The organism is Nocardioides aestuarii, assembly GCF_039527245.1.
In the GTDB taxonomy this organism is placed as follows: domain Bacteria; phylum Actinomycetota; class Actinomycetes; order Propionibacteriales; family Nocardioidaceae; genus Nocardioides; species Nocardioides aestuarii.
In genome coordinates this window covers 3,243,333-3,262,342 of sequence record NZ_BAAAJT010000002.1, presented here as the reverse complement: position 1 = coordinate 3,262,342, position 19,010 = coordinate 3,243,333, and the positions used below count along the sequence as shown (strand labels likewise).

Genomic DNA, 19,010 nt, shown 5'->3' with positions numbered 1-19,010 from the left:
GCGTTACCGATTCGTGGGGGCAGGGCGTGCTCACGTCGGCTACTGGCGCGTAACCCACCCCACCCGGGGTCGTTGCGCCCACCGAGGAAAGGACTCTCGGATGCCCCGACTGATGCGACTCCTGCTGCTCCCCCTGCCGGCCGTGCTGCTGGCCACCACCGTGCTGAGCCCACCGGCCGACGCCCACGAGGAGCGGGAGGCGAGCTTTCCCGACGGCACGGGTGAGCGGCCCGCGTTCGCCGGCTGGGACAACCCCGAGCGCCGCGTGGTGTGCAAGCCCGGCAGCGCCGACGCCGTCGCCGCGATGCCGGCCGGCCGGATGAAGCGGGTCAGCCGGGCACTGCTGCCCGACTGCGACTTCCGCTCCATCCAGAGCGCGATCACCACGGTGGACCACCGCGGCACCTCGGTCTACGTCCTGCCCGGGACCTACACCGAGCGGTCGTGGGCACGGAAGCCGCGCACCGACTACTGCTCGAACCTCGCGACCGAGTCAGCCGACCCGGTCGGCGCCTCCTCCTACATCGGCAGCATCTCCGAGCCGGGCGAGCGACCCGCGGCGGACGGCCAGGAGGCCGAGGCCGAGGGCACCAGCGACCCGATCGCGCTCTCCTACGCCGACCAGCGTCGCTGCTCCGGCAACCTGAACCTGATCTCGGTCTTCGGGGACCGCACCCCCGGCAACGACACCATCGCCTGCGACAGCAGGTACTGCGACCTCCAGATCGTCGGTACCGGTGCCGATCCCGAGGACGTGCTGATCGACAACCGCTTCCAGCGGCTCAACGCGATCCGGGCCGACCGCGCCGGCGGCGTGGTGGTCAAGAACCTGACCGCCCAGCAGGCCGAGTTCAACGCGATCTACGTGCTCGAGACCGACGGGTTCCGGATCGAGGACGTCGTGACCCGCGGCAACGACGAGTACGGCATCCTCGCCTTCGCCTCCGACCACGGCCTGATCCAGCGCACCGACAACTACTTCAACGGCGACTCCGGCATCTATCCCGGCTCGGCCTCCGACCTCAACGGGGAGAACACCGACTTCGACGTGACGCGCTACGCGATCGAGATCCGGCGCAACCGCAGCCACGACAACACGCTGGGCTACTCCGGCACCGCCGGCAACTCCGTGTGGGCCCACCACAACCGGTTCTACGACAACGCCACCGGGATCGCGACCGACTCGCTCTTCCCCGGCCACCCGGGGCTCCCCCAGGACCACGCGCGGTGGAGCCGCAACCGGATCTACTCCAACAACACCAACTACTACGAGAAGTACGTCGACACCGGCGTCTGCGCGGAGCCCATGGAGGAGCGCGGCTACCTCGAGGGGACGGTGTGCCCGGTCATCCCGACCCCGGTCGGCACGGGCGTGCTGATCGCGGGCGGCAACTTCAACTCGACCGACCACAACTGGATCTACGACAACTGGCGCTTCGGCACGATGCAGTTCTGGGTGCCGGCGCCGCTGCGTGACGAGTACGACCCGGCCAAGCTCTACGACACCTCCCACCACAACCACACGACCGACAACCAGATGGGCATCGCGCCGAACGGCGACGTCGCCCACAACGGCGTCGACCACTGGTGGGACGACCAGGGCGTCGGCAACTGCTGGGAGGGCAACACCTACTCCCGTGGCGAGCAGACCGACAACTTCACCGTCGACCCCGGTCCCTGCGACGAGGGCGGGTCGGTCTTCCTCCCGGGTGCCCCGGTCAAGGACGTCGACTTCCTCTCGTGCAGCCAGTACGACCGCAACGACGAGACGCTGCGCCACCCGCCCGGCTGCTCGTGGTTCGACTCCCCCGAGCAGCCCACGGCCGAGCCGTCCGGGGTGGACCCCTCGCAGCGGGCCGCCGCCCCCGACGAGGCGGAGGGCGTCGTGCTGGTCACACCCGTCGGGATCGCGGCGACCGCCCTGCTGCTCCTGGTCGGGCTCGGACGCCGGAAGCGGGGACACCGTGGGCAGCGCGCGGCGTAGGGCGGCGGTCGGCGTGGCCACGGCCGCTCTGGTCGCCGCCGGGGCCGGGGTCGCCGTGGCGTCCGGCTCGCCACCGCTGACGGCGACCGGTCCGACGGCGGTGGACGGCACCGACGGCACCGGCGTCTTCCGGATCGGTGACCGGACCGTGCGGCAGGTGCGCTACGACGACCGCGGCACGCTGCGCTACACGTTCGAGCTCCACAACGATGGCCGGCTACCGCTGCAGGTCGTGGGGCTGGCGAGCGACCAGGCCGATCCGCGCCTCTTCGACCTCACAGCCCTGACCCCGGTGACCGTCGCGGGCGGCGAGGCCGAGGTGGTCACGCTCTCGCTCGCCATGAACGGGTGCGAGGCGCTCTCCTCGCGCTCCGGGTCGTTCGTCGGCGAGGTCGTCGTGACCACCCGACGGGCGGGGATGATCGAGGACGACGTGGTCGTCGCGCTCCCGGAGGAGATCCACACCGGTTCCCCGCGCGAGGCGTTCTGCCCCCGGTCGACCGCGACCTCGCGGCCACAGGGCTGAGTCAGGCGCCCGCCTGCCGGGGCGCCGTCGGGTCCTCGCCCTCGGCACCGAGCTCGCGGGCGACGTACTCCTCGACGTCCTCGACGTCGTCGCGATTGCGGGTGACGACGGCGAGCAGGTCGCTCATGGTCGCGACCTCCTCGACCTGCTCCTTGATGAACCACTGGAGGAACTGCTCGGAGGCATAGTCGCTCTCCTCGCGGGCGGTGCGCAGCAGGCCGTTGACCTGGTCGGTGACCGTGCGCTCCTGCTCGAGGGCGAGCCGGACCGGCTCGACGAGGTCCGCGAAGGTCGACTGCGGGGCGGGGACGGCGGGGACCACGACCGGCTCGTCGGTGTCGACGAGGTACTGCACCATCATCAGCGCGTGGCCGCGCTCCTCCTCGGCCTGGCGGTAGAAGAAGTCCGCCATCCTCGGCATCGTGAGTGCGTCGTAGTGGATCGCGCACGCGAGGTACTGGTTGTGGGCCGCGAGCTCGTGACCGATCTGGGTGTTGAGCTGGTCGACGAAACGGGGTGCGGGCACGGGCTCTCCTCGCCTCAGGCGGCCTTCTTCTTCGACTTCTTCTGCGCAGCGGCCTCCGCCGCGGCGACGGTCACGAGCTTGCGCTTCCTGACCGTATACCCCTCGGGCAGGGTGCCCTCGCGGAGCATCCGCAGCGGGCAGCGCGCGCACTTCTTCTTCGACTCGCAGCACTTCTTCTTGGGCAGGACGGCGAGGGTGCCGCAGCCGGCCGCGTGCTTCGCGGCCTTCTTCTGCTTCTTCGTGCCCTTGCCCATGACCGGCAGGCTACACGGTTAGGTGAGGCATGCCTAAGTCAGCCGCCAGCCGACCGGCTCACCAGCCCCAGGAGCCGGGTATCCCCTTGAAGGGGCCGACGACGCGGGAGGTGATCCAGCCGCCGTAGAAGTCGCCGGGCTGCGGGACCACGGTCTCCCCCGCCACCACGCACCGGTCGACGGCCGCGGGCATCACCGCCACGTGGCCGACCAGCGCCTCGAAGCCGCGCCGCGGATCGGCGTACGTCCACGCGGCGCGCGGCGCGACCACGCCACCCGCGACGAGGTCGAAGTAGGACGCCGTGCCCTTCCACTCGCACCCGGTGGTGCCGGCGACCGGCACCAGCGCCCCCTCGGCGACGTCCGCGACCGGGAGGTAGTAGGTGGGCGGGTGGCTGGTCTCCAGCACCCGCAGGCTCCGGGTGGAGGAGGCGACGCGCTCCCCGCCCAACCAGACCTCGACGAGCTCGTCGCTGGGGTCGACCCGCGGGGGACGCGGGTAGTCCCAGACGGACTCCTGACCGGGACCGGGCTTCTCGGGACGGGGCCTCACACCCCGAGCCTAGGTCGGCTGGTCCAACCCGTGCGCGCGGCGGATCTCGTCGACGATGCCGTCCATGATCGCGGTCAGCCCGAAGTCCTTGGGCGTGAACACCGCGGCGACTCCCGCCTCGATCAGCCGGCGGCCGTCGGAGTCGGGGATGATGCCGCCGACGATGACCGGGACGTCGTCGAGGCCGGCCTCACGCAGCCCGTCGAGCACGCTCGGGACGAGCTCCATGTGGGAGCCGGACAGGATCGACAGCCCCACGCAGTGGACGTCCTCGGCGATCGCGGCCGCCACGATCTGCTCGGGCGTCAGCCGGATGCCCTGGTAGACGACCTCGAAGCCCGCGTCGCGCGCGCGGACGGCGACCTGCTCGGCCCCGTTGGAGTGACCGTCGAGGCCCGGCTTGCCCACCAGCAGCCGGAGCCGGCCGCCCAGCTCCTCGCCGGTCTGCCTCACCCGGGCGCGGACGGCGGTCAGCTCCTCACCGGCCTCCACCACGCCCACGGCGCCCGACACCCCGGTCGGGCCGCGGTACTCGCCGAAGACCTCGCGCAGGGTCGCGGCCCACTCCCCCGTCGTCGCGCCGGCGCGGGCGGCGACGAGGGTCGGCTCCATCAGGTTCTGGTCGGTCTTGGCAGCGGCGGCGAGCGCCGCCAGCGCCTGGTCGACCTCGGCCTGGTCGCGCTGCGCCTTCCAGGCCTCCACGCTGGCGCGGGCGGTCTGCTCGGCCTCGGGGTCGGCCGCCATGATCGCGCCGTCGAGGTCGGCCGTCAGGGGGGACGGCTCGGTCGTCTCGAACCTGTTGACCCCGACGATCACCTCGTCGCCCGACTCGATCCGTGCGCGGCGGGCGGCATGGGAGGAGACCAGCTCGGACTTCATGTAGTCGACCGCGGCGATCGCGCCGCCCATGGCCTGGACCCGGTCGATCTCGGCGCGGGCGCCCTCGACCAGCTCGGCGACCTTGGCCTCGATGACGTGCGACCCGTCGAAGATGTCGTCGTACTCCAGCAGGTCGGACTCGAAGGCCAGCACCTGCTGGAGCCGGAGCGACCACTGCTGATCCCAGGGGCGCGGCAGGCCGAGCGCCTCGTTCCACGCCGGCAGCTGGAGCGCGCGGGCGCGGGCGTTCTTCGACAGCGTCACGCCCAGCATCTCCAGCACGATCCGCTGCACGTTGTTCTCGGGCTGGGCCTCAGTCAGGCCGAGCGAGTTGACCTGCACGCCGTAGCGGAACCGGCGCATCTTCGCGTCCTCGACGCCGTAGCGCTCGCGGGTGATCTCGTCCCAGAGCCTCACGAAGGCCCGCATCTTGCAGGTCTCCTCGACGAAGCGGACCCCGGCGTTGACGAAGAAGGAGATCCGGCCGACGACCTTCTCGAAGTCCTCCTCGGAGACCTGGCCGGCGTTCTTGACCTGGTCGAGCACGGCGATCGCGGTGCTCAGCGCGTAGGCGAGCTCCTGCGTGGGCGTCGCCCCCGCCTCCTGCAGGTGATAGCTGCAGATGTTGATCGGGTTCCACTTCGGGATCCGGTGGACCGTGTAGGCGATCATGTCGGCGATCAGCCGCATCGACGCCTCCGGCGGGAACGCGTAGGTCCCGCGCGAGAGGTACTCCTTGATGATGTCGTTCTGGGTCGTGCCGGCCAGCTGGGCCGCCACGTCCTCGGGCGCGAGGTCGGGCTTCTGCTCCTCCGCGACCACCTGGTACATCGCGAGCAGCCACATCGCGACGGCGTTGATCGTCATCGAGGTGTTCATGCCCGTGAGCGGGATGTCCTCGAAGAGCCGGCGCATCTCGCCGAGGTGGGGCACCGGGACGCCGACCTTGCCGACCTCGCCGCGCGAGAGCGGCGAGTCGGGGTCGTAGCCGGTCTGGGTCGGCAGGTCGAAGGCCACCGAGAGCCCGGTCTGACCCTTGGCGAGGTTGGTGCGGTAGAGCGCGTTGGACGCGGCGGCGGTCGAGTGGCCGGCGTACGTCCGCATCACCCAGGGACGGTCCTTCTCGGTCATGGACGTCAGCGTAGGGCGGGGGCTACGCGCTGGTAACCGTCTGGTGTGTGGGGTTGTCCACACCCCCGACCGGGTGGGGCGGCGCTCAGGCCGCCTGCTGCTCGACCTCCACGAAGCGCATCAGGCGCGTCAGGTGGAGCATCCGGAGCACCGCGGGACCGCAGCCGCGGAGGACGACGTGGTGACCGGTGCGCAGGGCGTCGTGGGAGGCGAAGGCGAGCACCCGCAGCGCGGGGACGTCGACGCTGTCGACCGCGGTGAGGTCGACGACGATCTCGTGCTCGGGCGCGTCGAGCCGGGCCCGGAGCGCCGAGCGCACGTGGTCGGTGCTGCGGCCGTGGAAGTGGCCGACCAGCACCAGCGTCGGTCCGTCGGTGTGCAGGTCCATGGTTCGCCCCGTTCGAGAGAATGACTCCCTGTCGCCCACTATGACGCGCGTCACCCCGAAAAGGTTGCCTTGACCGTGGACCGGACATCGTGTCGTGGCCGTGCCCCCAGCACCGCCAGCAGCGTCCCGACGGCGATCATCGCCATCCCGAGCGCGCCGACGGGAGCGAAGATGTGGTCGGCGTGCACCGCCCACGCACCCACGGGGAGCAGGACGAGGGGGAGCGCTGCCGGGCCTCGGCGACGCAGCGCGTCGAGCACGAGCACGACCGTCGCGACGAGCAGGGCCCACGACCCCACCTCGCCGATCGGCGTCCCGATCCGGAACAGCCACGACACCTCCTGCGGCCGCGGGGCTCCGTCGGGCAGCCGGGAGGTGACCCACCCCGCGCCGATGCCGCTCACGACGTCGAGCGCCGTGTAGGCCGTGGCGTAGACGTAGGCAGCCACCCGGACCAGCCAGGCCACCGGGTCGCCGCGCCCCGCGAGCGGGACGACCAGGCCGGCCCCCACGAGCGGGAAGACCAGCAGACCCGCGAGGTGGAGCAGCACCCAGGTGTCCGCCGTCGCCGTCGTCAGGTGGTGGGGGTGGAGGAGTCCGGCGGCGGCCAGCGCAGCCGCCGGGGCGGCGGCGAGGGCGGCGAGCGTCGAGCGGTGCACCTCGTCGACCGTAGTCCGCCGCCCCCTAGAGTCGGGGTCATGGTCAACCTCACCCGGATCTACACCCGCACCGGCGACGGCGGTCGCACCCGCCTCGGCGACATGAGCGAGACCACGAAGACCGACACCCGGTTGCGGGCCTATGCAGACGTCGACGAGGCCAACGCCCACCTCGGCGTCGCCCTCGCGACCGGCGGCCTCGACGACGACGTCGTCGCGGTCCTCACCCACGTCCAGAACGACCTCTTCGACGTCGGCGCCGACCTGTGCACCCCCGTCGTGGCCGACCCGGAGTTCCCACCGCTGCGCATCGAGCAGGACTACGTCGACCGGCTCGAGGGCTGGTGCGACCACTACAACGAGGACCTGCCGAAGCTCCGGTCGTTCATCCTCAACGGCGGCACCCCCGGCGGCGCCCACCTCCACGTCGCGCGCACCGTCGTACGCCGGGCCGAGCGGTCCGCGTGGGCCGCCTGGGACGAGCACGCGGAGTCGATGAACCCGCTGTCGATCACCTACCTCAACCGGCTCTCCGACCTGCTGTTCATCCTCGCCCGCCACGCCAACCGCGAGCAGGGCGACGTCCTCTGGGTGCCCGGCGGCGAACGCTGACAGGTCGAGTCGCGGACCTGTGACCGTCGAGTCGTGGAGTTGTGACCCTCCAGTCGCGGCTGCATGACGCATCCGGTCACCAGGGCGCGACTCGGTGGTCGCATCTCCGCGACTCGGCCGTCAGGTGCGCACAGGCTCGGGCTCGCGGGCGACGGAGACCAGCACCATGGCCGGCACCAGCAGGACCGCGACGACCCACAGCGCGTCGAGCGTCCCGACCCGGTCGCCGAGGTGGCCGAGGGCCGGCGGGCCCGCGAGGAAGGCGGTGTAGCCGATGGTCGACACCACGCTGACGCGGGCCGCGGCCCGGGCGGGGTCGTCGGCGCCGGCGCTCATCCCGACCGGGAAGCCGAGCGAGGCCCCGAGGCCCCAGAGCACGATGCCCGCGCCGGCGACCACGGGGTGGCCGCCGAGGAGGAGCAGCAGCAGACCGACCAGGGCCAGCACGGCGGTCACCCGGAGGACGGGCACCCGACCCCAACGGTCGAGGACCACCGGGCCGACGATGCGACCGGTGCTCATCGCGACCACGAAGAGTGCGAAGCCGGCGACCCCGACCCAGCGGGGCGAGTCGTAGCCGTCGATCAGCGCGAGCGCGAGCCAGTCGTTGGCCGCACCCTCGGTCAGGGCGAAGGCCATGACCATGAGCCCGATCCCGAGCGTGCGCGGGTCGCGCCAGGCGGCGAGGGAGGAGCCCTCCCCCGCGTCGGCGTGGGCCGGGAGGTAGGCCGACGGCACCCGGATCACCGACAGCACGACCAGCGCCGCGAGCGTGAGGTGGACGGTCATCGGCAGGTCGAGCCCGGTGGCGACGACCGCCACGCCCGCCCCCGTCACCGAGCCCAGGCTCCAGCCGGCATGGAAGCGCGGCATGATCGACCGGCCGAGCGCGCGCTCGACCGCGGCTCCCTCGACGTTCATGGCCACGTCCCACACGGCCACGCCCACGCCGTAGAGCAGGAAGCCGAGGCCGGCGACCACCACCTGCTCCAGCACGGTCGCGCCGATGCCGACGACGACGAGCCCCAGCGCCACCAGGACTCCCCCGGACCTCGTGACCGTGCCCGCGCTGGTCCTCCGGATCAGTGGGCCTGCCGACGGCAGGGCGGCGACCGACCCGAGCGCGCCGCACAGCAGCAGCGCGCCCAGCCCGGCGTTGTCGAGGCCGAGCCCCGCCCGCAGGTCCGGCACCCGCGAGAACAGCGAGGCGAAGGAGAGTCCGTTGAGCACGAACGCGGCCGCCACCGCGTTGCGCGCGGCGAGCGCGCCGGTCACACGGTCGTCGCAGTCCCCGGGGGCGCGGCCTCGAGCCACGCCTGGAACCCCATCAGCGAGGTCGGCGCCATCGCCAGCTCGACGTCGCCCTCCGCGGAGAGGCACCGCACGATCGTGTGGTCGGGGTAGAGCGACATCCGCTCGGTCCCCTCGGGATCGCGGCGGCCGGTGTAGTCCAGGGCGTCACGACGCCAGGACCGCTTGGGGCGCGGCGACAGCGAGAAGATGCGGAACCACTCCAGCTGCTCACCGGAGTAGCGACCGAGCCCGAGAAGCCAACCGCGCCCGGCCCTCTCGGACCGGACGCGGTAGCTGAGCTCGAACGTGCCGCCGTGGCGCGACAGCAGCCGGCGGCGTACGACGAGCGCGAGGCCGTAGACCAGGACGAGGACGAGCAGGGCACCGGCTGCATCGAGCAGCAGCTGCCACAGCGGCATCCGTCGTCCTCCTGGGGGTGGGGGTCACTCCCTCGGCGGGAGTGACGCCACCCTATCCGCACCTCACGGAGCAGTCGTCAGGAGGACCACTCCGCGGCACGGATCAGCGCCTCGTTGAACTTGCGCGTGATCTCCGCGGCGTCGTCGTCGGCGGCCTCGGCCGCGTCGAGGTCGGCCTGCGTGGAGGAGACGTCGACCTCGTGGGAGAGCACCGTGCGCTCGGCGAGGATCGAGACCCGGTTGCCGGCGACCGACAGGAAACCTCCGTCGACGGCGGCGACCACGTGGTCCTCGCCCTCGGCGTGGATGTCGACGACACCCGGCACCAGCACCGACAGCACCGGCGCGTGGTGGGCCAGGATGCCGACGTCACCCTCGGTGGTGCGGGCGAGGACCATCGACGCCCGACCGGACCAGACGGTCCGGTCGGCCGCGACGAGCTCGACCTGGAGGGCGGCGGTGGACTCGGCCATCAGAGGTTCTTCTGGATCTCGGCCCACTTCTGCTCGACGTCGTCCAGACCGCCGCACATGAAGAAGGCCTGCTCGGCCACGTGGTCGTACTCGCCGTCCGCGATCTTGTTGAACGCCTCGATGGTGTCGGCGACGGGGACCGTGGAGCCCTCGATGCCGGTGAACTGCTTGGCCACGTAGGTGTTCTGCGACAGGAAGCGCTGGATGCGGCGCGCCCGGCTGACGATGATCTTGTCCTCCTCGGACAGCTCGTCGACACCGAGGATCGCGATGATGTCCTGGAGCTCCTTGTTGCGCTGGAGGATCTGCTTGACGCGGATCGCGCAGTCGTAGTGCTCCTGCCCGATGTACTGGGCGTCGAGGATGCGCGAGGTCGACGTCAGCGGGTCCACCGCGGGGTAGATGCCGAGCGAGGCGATCTCGCGCGAGAGCTCGGTGGTCGCGTCGAGGTGGGCGAAGGTGGTCGCCGGGGCGGGGTCGGTGTAGTCGTCCGCCGGCACGTAGATCGCCTGCATCGAGGTGATCGAGTGACCGCGGGTCGAGGTGATCCGCTCCTGGAGGGTGCCCATCTCGTCGGCGAGGTTGGGCTGGTAGCCCACCGCGGACGGCATCCGGCCGAGCAGGGTGGAGACCTCCGAGCCCGCCTGGGTGAACCGGAAGATGTTGTCGATGAAGAGCAGCACGTCCTGGTTCTGGACGTCGCGGAAGTACTCCGCCATCGTCAACGCGGACAGCGCGACGCGCAGCCGGGTGCCCGGCGGCTCGTCCATCTGGCCGAACACGAGGGCGGTCTGGCCGATGACGCCGGCCTCCTCCATCTCGACGATGAGGTCGTTGCCCTCGCGGGTGCGCTCGCCGACGCCGGCGAACACGGACACGCCGCCGTGGTCCTTCGCGACGCGGGCGATCATCTCCTGGATGAGCACGGTCTTGCCGACGCCGGCGCCGCCGAACAGGCCGATCTTCCCGCCCTGGACGTAGGGCGTGAGCAGGTCGATGACCTTGATGCCGGTCTCGAACATCTGGGTCTTGGACTCGAGCTGGTCGAAGGCCGGGGCCTTGCGGTGGATGCCCCACCGTTCCTCGACCTCGAAGGTCTCGCCCTCGGCGAGGTTGAGGACGTCACCGGTGGCGTTGAACACCTTGCCGAGGGTGGCGTTGCCGACCGGCACCGAGATCGGGCCGCCGGTGTCGGACACCTGCGCGCCGCGCACCAGGCCGTCGGTCGGCTTGAGCGAGATCGCGCGGACCATGCCCTCACCGATGTGCTGGGCGACCTCGAGCGGCAGGACCGTGGTCTCGCCGCCGAGGGTCAGCTCGACCTCGAGCTTGTTGTAGATCTCAGGCATCGAGTCGACGGGGAACTCGACGTCGACGACCGGGCCGATGACCCGGGCGATGCGGCCGACGCCGCCGGCGTCGCCGGTGGTCGTGGTCTCTTCAGCAGTGGCAGTCATTTCTCACTCACTTCGCAATCTGGGCAGTCCAGCCAGAGGGGCGGGTCATGCGGGCGTTCATTCAGCGGCAGCGTTGGCGTCGGCAAGGGCGTTGACGCCGCCCACGATCTCGCTGATCTCCTGGGTGATGCCCGCCTGGCGGGCCTGGTTGGCGATCCGGGTGAACTTCTTGATCAGCTCGTCGGCGTTGTCCGTCGCGGCCTTCATCGCCTTCTGGCGTGCGGCGAGCTCGGAGGCCGCCGCCTGCAGGAAGGAGAAGAAGATCCGGCTCTGGACGTACTTCGGGAGCAGGGCGTCGAGCACGGCCTCCGGGGAGGGCTCGAACTCGTAGAGGGGAAACACCTCGTCGCTCGAGGGCTTCTCCTCGCCCTCGACGACCTCGAGCGGGAGCAACCGCACGGCGGTCGGCTCCTGCACCAGCATCGAGCGGAACCGGGTGTAGACCACGTGGACCTCGTCCACGGGCTTGCCCCCGGTCTCGACCTCGTCGTCCTCGCCGGCGACGAAGGCGGCGATGAGGGACTCACCGACCTCCTGCGCCACGTCGTAGGACGGCTGGTCGGAGAACCCGGTCCACGACTGCACGACACGACGCTGGCGGAACTTGAAGTACGCCTCGCCCTTGCGGCCGCAGATGTAGGTGTCGATCTCCTTGCCCTCCTCACGGAGCTTCTCCGCGAGGCGCTCGTACTCCTTGATGACGCTGGAGGAGTAGGCACCGGCCAGACCACGGTCGCTGGTGACGATCAGGACCGCGGCCCGTCGGGGGTCCTCGGACTCCTGGGTCATCGGGTGGTCGACGGAGGAGTAGGTCGCCACCGCCGAGACCGCCCGGGTCAGCTCCCGTGCGTAGGGCGCGGCGGACTGCGCCCGCTGCTGCGCCTTGATGATCCGGGACGCAGCAATGAGCTCCATGGCGCGCGTGATCTTCTTCATCGACTCCGTCGACTTGATCCGCGCGCGATACTCACGCAGCGATACGGCCATGTGGGATCAGCCCCGCTTCTGCTTGACGATCTGCTCCTGGTCCTCGTCCTCCAGCGCCTCGGCCTCCGGCTCGTGGCCGACCTTGATCGCGCCGCCGTCGGAGGTCTCGAACTGGTCGAGGAAGGAGGTGTACGCCGACTCGAGCTCGCCCTCGGCGGAGTCGTCGAACTTCAGGGTCTCCCGGATGCCGGAGAGGATCCCGGAGTGGGAGCGGCGCAGGTAGTCGAGGAACTCGCCCTCGAAGCGCAGCACGTCGTCGGCGGGCACCTTGTCCAGACGGCCCGTCGTGCCGGTCCACAGCGAGACCACCATCTCCTCGAGCGGGTACGGCGAGTAGGCCGGCTGCTTGAGGAGCGCCATCAGCCGCGAGCCACGGTCGAGCTGCTGGCGCGAGGCCGCGTCGAGGTCGGAGGCGAACATCGCGAAGGCCTCCATCGCGCGGAACTGCGCGAGGTCGACCTTGAGCGAGCCGGTGACGGCCTTCATGGCCTTCGTCATGGCCGCACCGCCCACGCGGGACACCGAGATGCCGACGTCGATGGCGGGTCGCTGGTTGGAGGCGAACAGGTCGGACTGGAGGAAGATCTGGCCGTCCGTGATCGAGATGACGTTGGTCGGGATGAACGCCGAGACGTCGTTGGCCTTGGTCTCGATGATCGGCAGGCCGGTCATCGACCCAGCACCCATCTCGTCGGAGAGCTTCGCGCACCGCTCGAGGAGCCGGCTGTGCAGGTAGAACACGTCACCGGGGAACGCCTCGCGGCCCGGCGGACGACGCAGCAGCAGCGAGACGGCGCGGTAGGCGTCGGCCTGCTTGGACAGGTCGTCGAACACGATGAGGACGTGCTTGCCGTCGTACATCCAGTGCTGGCCGATGGCCGAGCCGGTGTAGGGCGCGAGGTACTTGAAGCCGGCGCTGTCGGAGGCCGGGGAGGCCACGATGGTGGTGTACTCGAGCGCACCGGCCTCCTCCAGGGCGCCCCGCACCGCGGCGATGGTGGAGCCCTTCTGGCCGATCGCGACGTAGATGCAGCGCACCTGCTTGTCCGGGTCGCCGGACTCCCAGTTCTGCTTCTGGTTGATGATCGTGTCGATCGCGATCGTGGTCTTGCCGGTCGAGCGGTCACCGATGATGAGCTGGCGCTGGCCCCGACCGATCGGGGTCATCGCGTCGATCGCCTTGATGCCGGTGGCCAGCGGCTCGTGGACCGACTTGCGGGCCATCACGCCGGGAGCCTGCAGCTCCAGCGCGCGACGCTCGCTCGACTCGATGTCGCCGAGACCGTCGATGGGGGTGCCCAGCGGGTCGATCACGCGACCGAGGAAGTTGTCGCCGACCGGGACCGAGAGGATCTCGCCGGTGCGGCGCACCGTCTGACCCTCCTCGATCTTGTCGAAGTCGCCGAGGATGACGACACCGATCTCGCGGGTGTCGAGGTTGAGGGCCAGGCCCAGGGTGCCGTCCTCGAACTCCAGCAGCTCGTTGGCCATGGCCGAGGGCAGGCCGGAGACCCGGGCGATGCCGTCACCGGCGGTGGCGACCGTGCCGACCTCCTCCTTGCTGGCCGCGTCCGGCTTGTACTCGGACACGAACTTCTGCAGCGCGTCGCGGATCTCGTCCGGACGGATCGAAAGCTCCGTCATCTCTGCCTACTCTCCTGGCTCTCTTACTTCTGTCGGTGTCTGTCGGGGCCGGTCAGCCGGCCAGCTTGCGTCGTGCTTCGTCGAGGCGGGCGACCACGGTGCCGTCGATGACGTCGTCACCGATCTCCACGCGCATGCCACCCATGAGGGAGGGCTCGACCACGACGTTGAGGTGGACCGCCCGGCCGTACTGGCGACGCAGCGCCTGCTCGAGGCGGGCGCGGTCGTCGTCGGTCAGGTCCTGGGCGACCCGCACCCGGGCGACGTTCTCGTCGCGGATGCCGGCCGCCACCTTCTGGTACTCCTCCAGCGCCACGCCCACCGACCGGTAGCCGGCCGAGAGCGACTGCTTGACCAGGGTGCCGGTGGCTGCGAGGACCCGGTCGCCGAACAGCCCGTCGACCAGCCCCGAGCGGTCCTCGGCGCTGCGAGCCGGGTCGGCCAGCGCGGCGCGGAGGTCCGGGGACCCGTCGATGGTCTGGGACACGGCGAACAGCTCGTCGACCACGCGGTCGACGTGGTCGCCGGCCGAGCGGACGACGGCGACCTCGGCGAGCCGCTCGACGGTGTCCGCGAGGTCGCGGGTGGCGGTCCAGCGGCGCGACACGGCGTCGGCGACGACCTCGAGCGTGAGCTCGTCGACCTTGCCGCCGAACAGGTCGCGTGCCAGCGCCGCCTTGGCGGAGCCCTCGACCGACACGTCGGTCAGCACCCGCCTGAGGCTCGGCGTGCTGCGCACCAGGACGGCGAGCGAGAACAGCTCGTCGCCCACCTGGGCCGCCTTGCGGCTGCCGACGTCGGCGAGACCGGCGTCGAGCCGGTCACGCAGGGCGGTCAGCGCCTCGGCGGAGGGACCACGCGTCTGCATCAGCGCTGCCCCTCGGCCTGCGCCGACTCGATGGTCTCGAGGTCGGCCAGGAACCGGTCGACCACCCGCTGGGAGCGGGCGTCGTCGTCGAGGCTCTCGCCGACGATGCGACCGGCCAGCGAGGTCGCCAGCGTGCCGACCTCGGCGCGCAGCGAGGCGACCGCCTGCTGGCGCTCCGCCTCGATCTGCACCCGGCCGTGCTCGACGATGCGCGCCGACTCGGTCTGGGCCTGCTCGCGCATCTCGGCGACGATGGCCGCACCCTGCTCGCGCGCCTCCTCACGGATGCGCGCCGCCTCGTGGCGGGCCTCCCCGAGCTGCTGCTCGAGCTCGGCGAGCTTGGCGTCGGCCTCGGCCTGCTTGGTCTCGGCCGCGGCCAGACCACCCTCGATGGCAGCAGTGCGCTCGGCGAACGTCTTCTCGAACGCCGGCACCACGAACTTGCGCATGAGCAGGAACAGGATCGCGAAGACGATGAGGGCGAGGATGACCTCGGACCAGACCGGCAGGACCGGGCTGTGGGTCTCCCCCTCACCTGCCGCGAGGACGATGTAGTCCATGAGTCGAACTCCTACGGGTTAGAAGCAGTCGGGCTACGTCGACGTCAGAGTGGCAGGACGAACGCCAGGGCGACCGTGATGATGAACAGCGCCTCGGCGAGAACGAAGCCAAGGATGGCGATCGACTGCAGACGGCTCTGGGCCTCGGGCTGGCGGGCGACGCCGGAGATGAACGCGGCGAAGATCAGGCCGATGCCGACACCGGGGCCGATGGCGGAGAGGCCGAGACCGACCAGGTTGATGGAGCCTTCCACGGGCTTTTCCTTTCGTCTGCGGCACCGGGTGTGCCGACTTGTTGGCGAAACTTGTGGGGTGGAGCGGTGCTCAGTGCTCCTCGGCGAGGGCCTCGCCGATGTACATCGCGCTGAGCAGGGTGAAGACGTAGGCCTGCAGGAACATGACCAGCATCTCGAGGAAGCTGACGCCGATGCCGAGCCCGAAGGACAGCACACCGACCGCGCCGTAGAGGACGTTGCCACTGGCCAGCAGGGCGGCGCCACCTGTGGCGAACAGGATCAGCAGCAGGTGGCCGGCGAACATGTTGCCGAAGAGACGCAGCGTCAGGGTGAACGGCCGGATGATGATGTTGGAGAAGAACTCCAGCGGCACCAGCAGGACCAGGATCGGGCCACCGACGCCGCTCGGCATCGTCGCGTGCTTGAGGTAGCCGAGCGGGCCGTGCTTCCACATCCCGGCACCGACGAACAGCAGCCAGCTCAGCAGGGCGAGCGGGACGATGAAGCCGATTCGGGAGAAGCTCGGGAACTGCAGGAACGGGATGATCCCGTAGTAGTTGTTCACGAGGATGAAGCTGAACAGCGTGAACAGGTAGGGCACGAACTTCATGTAGTGCTCGCTACCGATGTTGTCGCGGGCGACCGTGTTGCGCACGAAGCCGTAGATCGTCTCGCCGGCGAACTGGAGCCGCGAGGGCACCAGCGAGGACTGGCGGGCGGCGAGGTAGAAGAATCCGAAGACGAGGACCGCCGAGAGCGTCAGCAGGAGCATCGGCTTGGTGACGTCGCCGAAGATCGGGGGCAGCTCGAAGCTGCTCGGGCCCGGGGGGTGGAAGGTCGAGCCCTCCTCGGCCGGCACTGCCGTCATGGCTGCCAGGGCGGCGGTCACACTCACTCCGACTCCTCGGTGCTGCTGCGGTTGTAAGGGGCGTCCGCCGCCTCGGTCTGCCGGCGGAGCTGGACGATCATCATGTAGGTGCCGAGGACCCCGCCCAGCAGGACGCCCGCTGCCACCAGGAGGCGGGTGCCGAGCCACTGGTCGAGCAGCCACCCGACGAAGCCGTAGAACAGCACTCCGGCCACGAGGTAGCTGGGGGCACTGGTGGTCGGTCGCGGGGAAGAAGCGCCGGTCGGGGCCATCGCGACTCGGACTCTAGCAGCGGTCTCAGGCATCACTCACCCCCGGGTCCGGGAGGTCGTAGACGGGGATCCGCTGCCGGCTGGCGAGCCAGAGGTGGGCCACCACCCAGGTCACCGTGGTCGCCACCAGGGCACCCGCGAGCCAGCCGCGGACGGCCGGTGCGGCGAAGAGCTCGGCGTCCGCGATCGCCATCACGACGAGCAGCACGAGCGCCAGCTGGGTGGCATAGGTGACCAGCGCGACGAGCAGCGACGCCGAGGGCAGCAGCCGGACCACCCAGGCCAGGGTCAGCACCCCGAAGGCGAAGACGCCGATGACGAGCAGGCCGCCCACGAGGGCGGCCGCGAGGGCGTCGACGCCGGTCAGCACGAGGGCCGCCAGAGCGACCACGACGGTGGCACCGAGGGCGCTCAGGACGACCGCCGGCAGCACCCGGAGGACCGGGGCGCCCGACGCACTCCGGACCGGGGTCCGGGTGGTCCTACGAGTCTCGGTCGTCATGGTCGGCGGCCGTTCCTGTCGTCGTTCTGGGTGCTCGTGAAAACTATCACAAAGTCCTCGGACGGGGTCAACCCGTGGTGGTCACTCCTCCTCCAGCGGCCCGGCCGGCACGGGCCCGGCGACCGCCCGGTGCGGCTTCTGGAGGACGGGCACGAGGAAGGTCAGCGCGATCGTGATCGCCGTGCTGATGCCGAGGACCGTCCACATCAACGTGCCGGTGTAGAGGCTGACGAGCACGGTGCCGAAGGCGACGAGGGCGGCCCAGAGCCACATGATCAGCACCGCCCGGCGCTGGCTGTGGCCGATCTCGAGCAGCCGGTGGTGGAGGTGCTGCTTGTCGGGCGAGAAGGGTGAGCGTCCGGCCCGGGTACGACGGATCACCGCCAGCACGAGGTCGGCCATCGGCACGATGAGGATCGAGATCGGCAGCAGCAGCGGAAGGAAGAACGCGAGGGCGTTGACGTCGGAGCCCGCTCCCCCGCGACTGATCTCGTTGCCGTTGAACTGGGTGGTGATCGTGAGCGCCGACGCCGAGAGCACCAGCCCGAGCAGCATCGACCCGGAGTCGCCCATGAAGAGCCGGGCCGGGTGGAAGTTGTGGGGCAGGAAGCCCGCGCAGGCCCCCGCCAGGGCCGCGGACAGGAAGGCGGCGGTCGTCGCGAGGGTGATGCCGTTGAGGTTGGCCAGCTGGTAGCTGAAGACGAAGAAGGCGGCAGCGCCGATGCCGACCACACCGGAGGCGAGGCCGTCGAGGCCGTCGACGAAGTTGACGGCGTTCACGGTGGCGATGATGACCACGGCCGTCAGCAGCGCCCCCTGCGCCGCGTCGAGGCTGAACTGCTCCTGGGCGCTCACCGGGATCACCTTGAGCCAGATGCCCGACCAGATGAGGAAGGCGACGGCGATCACCTGGCCGCCGAGCTTGGTCAGGGCATCGAGCTCGAAGAGGTCGTCGAGCACCCCGACGCCGCAGACCATCGCCCCCGCGAGGATCACCGTCCGGGCGTCCTCGGCGAGGAAGGGACCTGCGGTCGAGAGGAACGGCAGCTCGCGCGCCACGCCGTAGGCGGCGATCAGCCCGCCCAGCATGGCCAGGCCGCCGAAGTAGGGGATCGGCTCGGCGTGCACGTCGCGGTCACGGACCTTGGCGACCGCACCGGTCCGCAACGCGATCTCCCGTGCGATCACCGTGAGCAGGTAGGTGACCGCGCCCGAGACCAGGAAGACCAGGAGGTACTCGCGCACGCCCTCAGCCTTCGTCGGTCAGGGTCGCGCCCAGCGGTTCCAGGACCTCGTTGAGCGCCTCGAGGCTGAGGGCGCCCCGGCGGAGCACCCGGCCCTGGCTGCCGGTCACGTCGACGATGGTGGAGGCCTCCCCGCCGGGCGAGGTGCCGGCGTCGACCACGACGGCGACGTCCTCCCCCAGCATCTCGACCGCCGTGTCGGCGTCCGTCGCGGCCGGGCGGCCGGTCTTGTTGGCCGAGCTCACCGCGAGCGGGCCCGTGCGCTCGAGCACCGACAGCGCGACGGGGTGGTCGGGCATCCGCACCGCGACCGTGCCGCGGGTGTCGCCGAGGTCCCACTGCAGCGAGGGCTGCTGGGTGCAGACGAGCGTGAGCGGGCCCGGCCAGAACGCCTCGATCAGCGCCTTCGCATAGCCCGGGACTCCGCTCGCCAGCGCGTCGACCGTGGTCGCGGCGCTGACCAGCACCGGTGGGGGCATCTCCCGCCCGCGCCCCTTGGCCGCCAGCAGTGCCTTCACCGCGTCCTTGTCGAAGGCGTCGGCACCGATGCCGTAGACGGTGTCGGTCGGGATGACGACGAGGTCCCCCCGCTGGACGGCGAGGCTGGCCGCGGCGACGGCCTCCTCGCGCTCCTCGTCGGTGCCGGTGGGCAGGCGCTGGGCGGAGGTCACCGGC

Annotated in this window: 23 protein-coding genes; 3 read left to right on the top strand and 20 right to left on the bottom strand. The window is 70.8% G+C overall.

The window, feature by feature from the left end:
• The first annotated feature begins 100 nt into the window (after nucleotides 1-100).
• Together ABD091_RS16410 and ABD091_RS16405 are read left to right on the top strand one after the other, a co-directional pair.
• Complete coding sequence (locus tag ABD091_RS16410) at nucleotides 101-1,984, top strand: right-handed parallel beta-helix repeat-containing protein (protein ID WP_343920402.1); 1,884 nt, start codon at nucleotides 101-103, stop codon at nucleotides 1,982-1,984.
• A gap of 13 nt (nucleotides 1,985-1,997) precedes the next feature.
• Entirely contained in the window at nucleotides 1,998-2,510 is a 513-nt protein-coding gene (locus ABD091_RS16405) for a hypothetical protein (RefSeq protein WP_343920400.1), read from the top strand.
• Between the two features lies 1 nt (nucleotide 2,511).
• Here the strand turns inward: ABD091_RS16405 and ABD091_RS16400 are convergent, their stop codons facing one another.
• The 6 genes from ABD091_RS16400 to ABD091_RS16375 form a co-directional block, all read right to left on the bottom strand.
• Complete coding sequence (locus ABD091_RS16400) at nucleotides 2,512-3,036, bottom strand: ferritin (RefSeq protein WP_343920398.1); 525 nt, start codon at nucleotides 3,034-3,036, stop codon at nucleotides 2,512-2,514.
• A gap of 14 nt (nucleotides 3,037-3,050) precedes the next feature.
• Nucleotides 3,051-3,290, bottom strand: coding sequence for a hypothetical protein (locus ABD091_RS16395; RefSeq protein ID WP_343920396.1), 240 nt, complete (start codon nucleotides 3,288-3,290; stop codon nucleotides 3,051-3,053).
• Nucleotides 3,291-3,348: 58 nt separating this feature from the next.
• Complete coding sequence (locus ABD091_RS16390) at nucleotides 3,349-3,843, bottom strand: DUF427 domain-containing protein (RefSeq protein WP_343920394.1); 495 nt, start codon at nucleotides 3,841-3,843, stop codon at nucleotides 3,349-3,351.
• Between the two features lie 9 nt (nucleotides 3,844-3,852).
• Nucleotides 3,853-5,853: a protein meaA gene (locus ABD091_RS16385; RefSeq protein ID WP_343920392.1), complete on the bottom strand. Its 2,001-nt coding sequence runs from the start codon at nucleotides 5,851-5,853 to the stop codon at nucleotides 3,853-3,855.
• Between the two features lie 85 nt (nucleotides 5,854-5,938).
• Nucleotides 5,939-6,241 (bottom strand): STAS domain-containing protein, encoded by a 303-nt coding sequence (locus tag ABD091_RS16380; protein WP_343920390.1) that lies wholly within the window; start codon nucleotides 6,239-6,241, stop codon nucleotides 5,939-5,941.
• A gap of 50 nt (nucleotides 6,242-6,291) precedes the next feature.
• Nucleotides 6,292-6,900 (bottom strand): hypothetical protein, encoded by a 609-nt coding sequence (locus tag ABD091_RS16375; RefSeq protein ID WP_343920388.1) that lies wholly within the window; start codon nucleotides 6,898-6,900, stop codon nucleotides 6,292-6,294.
• Nucleotides 6,901-6,939: 39 nt separating this feature from the next.
• On the opposite strand from ABD091_RS16375, the gene ABD091_RS16370 reads away from it, so the two are divergent.
• A complete protein-coding gene (locus ABD091_RS16370; RefSeq protein WP_343920386.1) occupies nucleotides 6,940-7,512 on the top strand; it encodes a cob(I)yrinic acid a,c-diamide adenosyltransferase in 573 nt (190 codons plus the stop codon).
• Nucleotides 7,513-7,632: 120 nt separating this feature from the next.
• Here ABD091_RS16370 and ABD091_RS16365 read toward each other — a convergent pair whose 3' ends face one another.
• The 14 genes from ABD091_RS16365 to ABD091_RS16300 form a co-directional block, all read right to left on the bottom strand.
• On the bottom strand, nucleotides 7,633-8,826 hold the full coding sequence (locus ABD091_RS16365) for an MFS transporter (RefSeq protein ID WP_343920384.1): 1,194 nt from the start codon (nucleotides 8,824-8,826) through the stop codon (nucleotides 7,633-7,635).
• Nucleotides 8,784-9,224, bottom strand: coding sequence for a DUF2550 domain-containing protein (locus tag ABD091_RS16360; protein ID WP_343920382.1), 441 nt, complete (start codon nucleotides 9,222-9,224; stop codon nucleotides 8,784-8,786). The genes ABD091_RS16365 and ABD091_RS16360 overlap by 43 nt, the downstream gene beginning before the upstream one ends.
• 77 nt (nucleotides 9,225-9,301) lie before the next feature.
• The gene (locus tag ABD091_RS16355; RefSeq protein WP_343920380.1) at nucleotides 9,302-9,697 is read right to left on the bottom strand and encodes a F0F1 ATP synthase subunit epsilon; all 396 of its coding nucleotides are present in this window, start codon (nucleotides 9,695-9,697) and stop codon (nucleotides 9,302-9,304) included.
• Nucleotides 9,697-11,154: a F0F1 ATP synthase subunit beta gene (atpD, locus tag ABD091_RS16350; RefSeq protein ID WP_343920378.1), complete on the bottom strand. Its 1,458-nt coding sequence runs from the start codon at nucleotides 11,152-11,154 to the stop codon at nucleotides 9,697-9,699. The genes ABD091_RS16355 and atpD overlap by 1 nt, the downstream gene beginning before the upstream one ends.
• A gap of 57 nt (nucleotides 11,155-11,211) precedes the next feature.
• Entirely contained in the window at nucleotides 11,212-12,141 is a 930-nt protein-coding gene (locus ABD091_RS16345) for a F0F1 ATP synthase subunit gamma (protein WP_343920376.1), read from the bottom strand.
• A 6-nt stretch (nucleotides 12,142-12,147) separates the two neighbouring features.
• Nucleotides 12,148-13,785 (bottom strand): F0F1 ATP synthase subunit alpha, encoded by a 1,638-nt coding sequence (gene atpA, locus ABD091_RS16340; protein WP_343920374.1) that lies wholly within the window; start codon nucleotides 13,783-13,785, stop codon nucleotides 12,148-12,150.
• 52 nt (nucleotides 13,786-13,837) lie between these two features.
• Nucleotides 13,838-14,653 carry a F0F1 ATP synthase subunit delta gene (locus tag ABD091_RS16335; RefSeq protein WP_343920372.1) on the bottom strand — a complete coding sequence of 272 codons (816 nt, stop codon included), beginning with the start codon at nucleotides 14,651-14,653 and terminating at the stop codon, nucleotides 13,838-13,840.
• The gene (locus ABD091_RS16330) at nucleotides 14,653-15,213 is read right to left on the bottom strand and encodes a F0F1 ATP synthase subunit B (protein ID WP_343920371.1); all 561 of its coding nucleotides are present in this window, start codon (nucleotides 15,211-15,213) and stop codon (nucleotides 14,653-14,655) included. Before ABD091_RS16330 ends, ABD091_RS16335 begins: the two co-directional genes overlap by 1 nt.
• Nucleotides 15,214-15,257: 44 nt before the next feature.
• On the bottom strand, nucleotides 15,258-15,467 hold the full coding sequence (gene atpE / locus ABD091_RS16325; protein ID WP_030482691.1) for an ATP synthase F0 subunit C: 210 nt from the start codon (nucleotides 15,465-15,467) through the stop codon (nucleotides 15,258-15,260).
• A 70-nt stretch (nucleotides 15,468-15,537) separates the two neighbouring features.
• Nucleotides 15,538-16,344, bottom strand: a complete 807-nt coding sequence (atpB, locus tag ABD091_RS16320) for a F0F1 ATP synthase subunit A (RefSeq protein ID WP_343920359.1) — start codon at nucleotides 16,342-16,344, stop codon at nucleotides 15,538-15,540.
• Complete coding sequence (locus ABD091_RS16315) at nucleotides 16,341-16,589, bottom strand: AtpZ/AtpI family protein (protein ID WP_343920357.1); 249 nt, start codon at nucleotides 16,587-16,589, stop codon at nucleotides 16,341-16,343. Before ABD091_RS16315 ends, atpB begins: the two co-directional genes overlap by 4 nt.
• 25 nt (nucleotides 16,590-16,614) lie before the next feature.
• Nucleotides 16,615-17,091 (bottom strand): hypothetical protein, encoded by a 477-nt coding sequence (locus ABD091_RS16310; RefSeq protein ID WP_343920355.1) that lies wholly within the window; start codon nucleotides 17,089-17,091, stop codon nucleotides 16,615-16,617.
• An 81-nt stretch (nucleotides 17,092-17,172) separates the two neighbouring features.
• Nucleotides 17,173-18,336 (bottom strand): glycosyltransferase family 4 protein, encoded by a 1,164-nt coding sequence (locus ABD091_RS16305; RefSeq protein ID WP_343920353.1) that lies wholly within the window; start codon nucleotides 18,334-18,336, stop codon nucleotides 17,173-17,175.
• Nucleotides 18,337-18,340: 4 nt separating this feature from the next.
• Complete coding sequence (locus ABD091_RS16300) at nucleotides 18,341-19,006, bottom strand: L-threonylcarbamoyladenylate synthase (protein WP_343920351.1); 666 nt, start codon at nucleotides 19,004-19,006, stop codon at nucleotides 18,341-18,343.
• Nucleotides 19,007-19,010 lie beyond the last annotated feature (4 nt).

Bases quoted from the DNA above. Each gene is read 5' to 3' on its own strand.
- ABD091_RS16410 (WP_343920402.1), top strand. From the start codon at position 101: ATGCCCCGACTGATGCGACTCCTGCTGCTCCCCCTGCCGGCCGTGCTG.
- ABD091_RS16395 (WP_343920396.1), bottom strand. From the start codon at position 3,290: ATGGGCAAGGGCACGAAGAAGCAGAAGAAGGCCGCGAAGCACGCGGCC.
- ABD091_RS16385 (WP_343920392.1), bottom strand. From the start codon at position 5,853: ATGACCGAGAAGGACCGTCCCTGGGTGATGCGGACGTACGCCGGCCAC.
- ABD091_RS16380 (WP_343920390.1), bottom strand. From the start codon at position 6,241: ATGGACCTGCACACCGACGGACCGACGCTGGTGCTGGTCGGCCACTTC.
- ABD091_RS16370 (WP_343920386.1), top strand. From the start codon at position 6,940: ATGGTCAACCTCACCCGGATCTACACCCGCACCGGCGACGGCGGTCGC.
- ABD091_RS16360 (WP_343920382.1), bottom strand. From the start codon at position 9,224: ATGCCGCTGTGGCAGCTGCTGCTCGATGCAGCCGGTGCCCTGCTCGTC.
- ABD091_RS16355 (WP_343920380.1), bottom strand. From the start codon at position 9,697: ATGGCCGAGTCCACCGCCGCCCTCCAGGTCGAGCTCGTCGCGGCCGAC.
- atpD (WP_343920378.1), bottom strand. From the start codon at position 11,154: ATGACTGCCACTGCTGAAGAGACCACGACCACCGGCGACGCCGGCGGC.
- ABD091_RS16345 (WP_343920376.1), bottom strand. From the start codon at position 12,141: ATGGCCGTATCGCTGCGTGAGTATCGCGCGCGGATCAAGTCGACGGAG.
- atpA (WP_343920374.1), bottom strand. From the start codon at position 13,785: ATGACGGAGCTTTCGATCCGTCCGGACGAGATCCGCGACGCGCTGCAG.
- ABD091_RS16335 (WP_343920372.1), bottom strand. From the start codon at position 14,653: ATGCAGACGCGTGGTCCCTCCGCCGAGGCGCTGACCGCCCTGCGTGAC.
- ABD091_RS16330 (WP_343920371.1), bottom strand. From the start codon at position 15,213: ATGGACTACATCGTCCTCGCGGCAGGTGAGGGGGAGACCCACAGCCCG.
- ABD091_RS16315 (WP_343920357.1), bottom strand. From the start codon at position 16,589: ATGGCCCCGACCGGCGCTTCTTCCCCGCGACCGACCACCAGTGCCCCC.
- ABD091_RS16310 (WP_343920355.1), bottom strand. From the start codon at position 17,091: ATGACGACCGAGACTCGTAGGACCACCCGGACCCCGGTCCGGAGTGCG.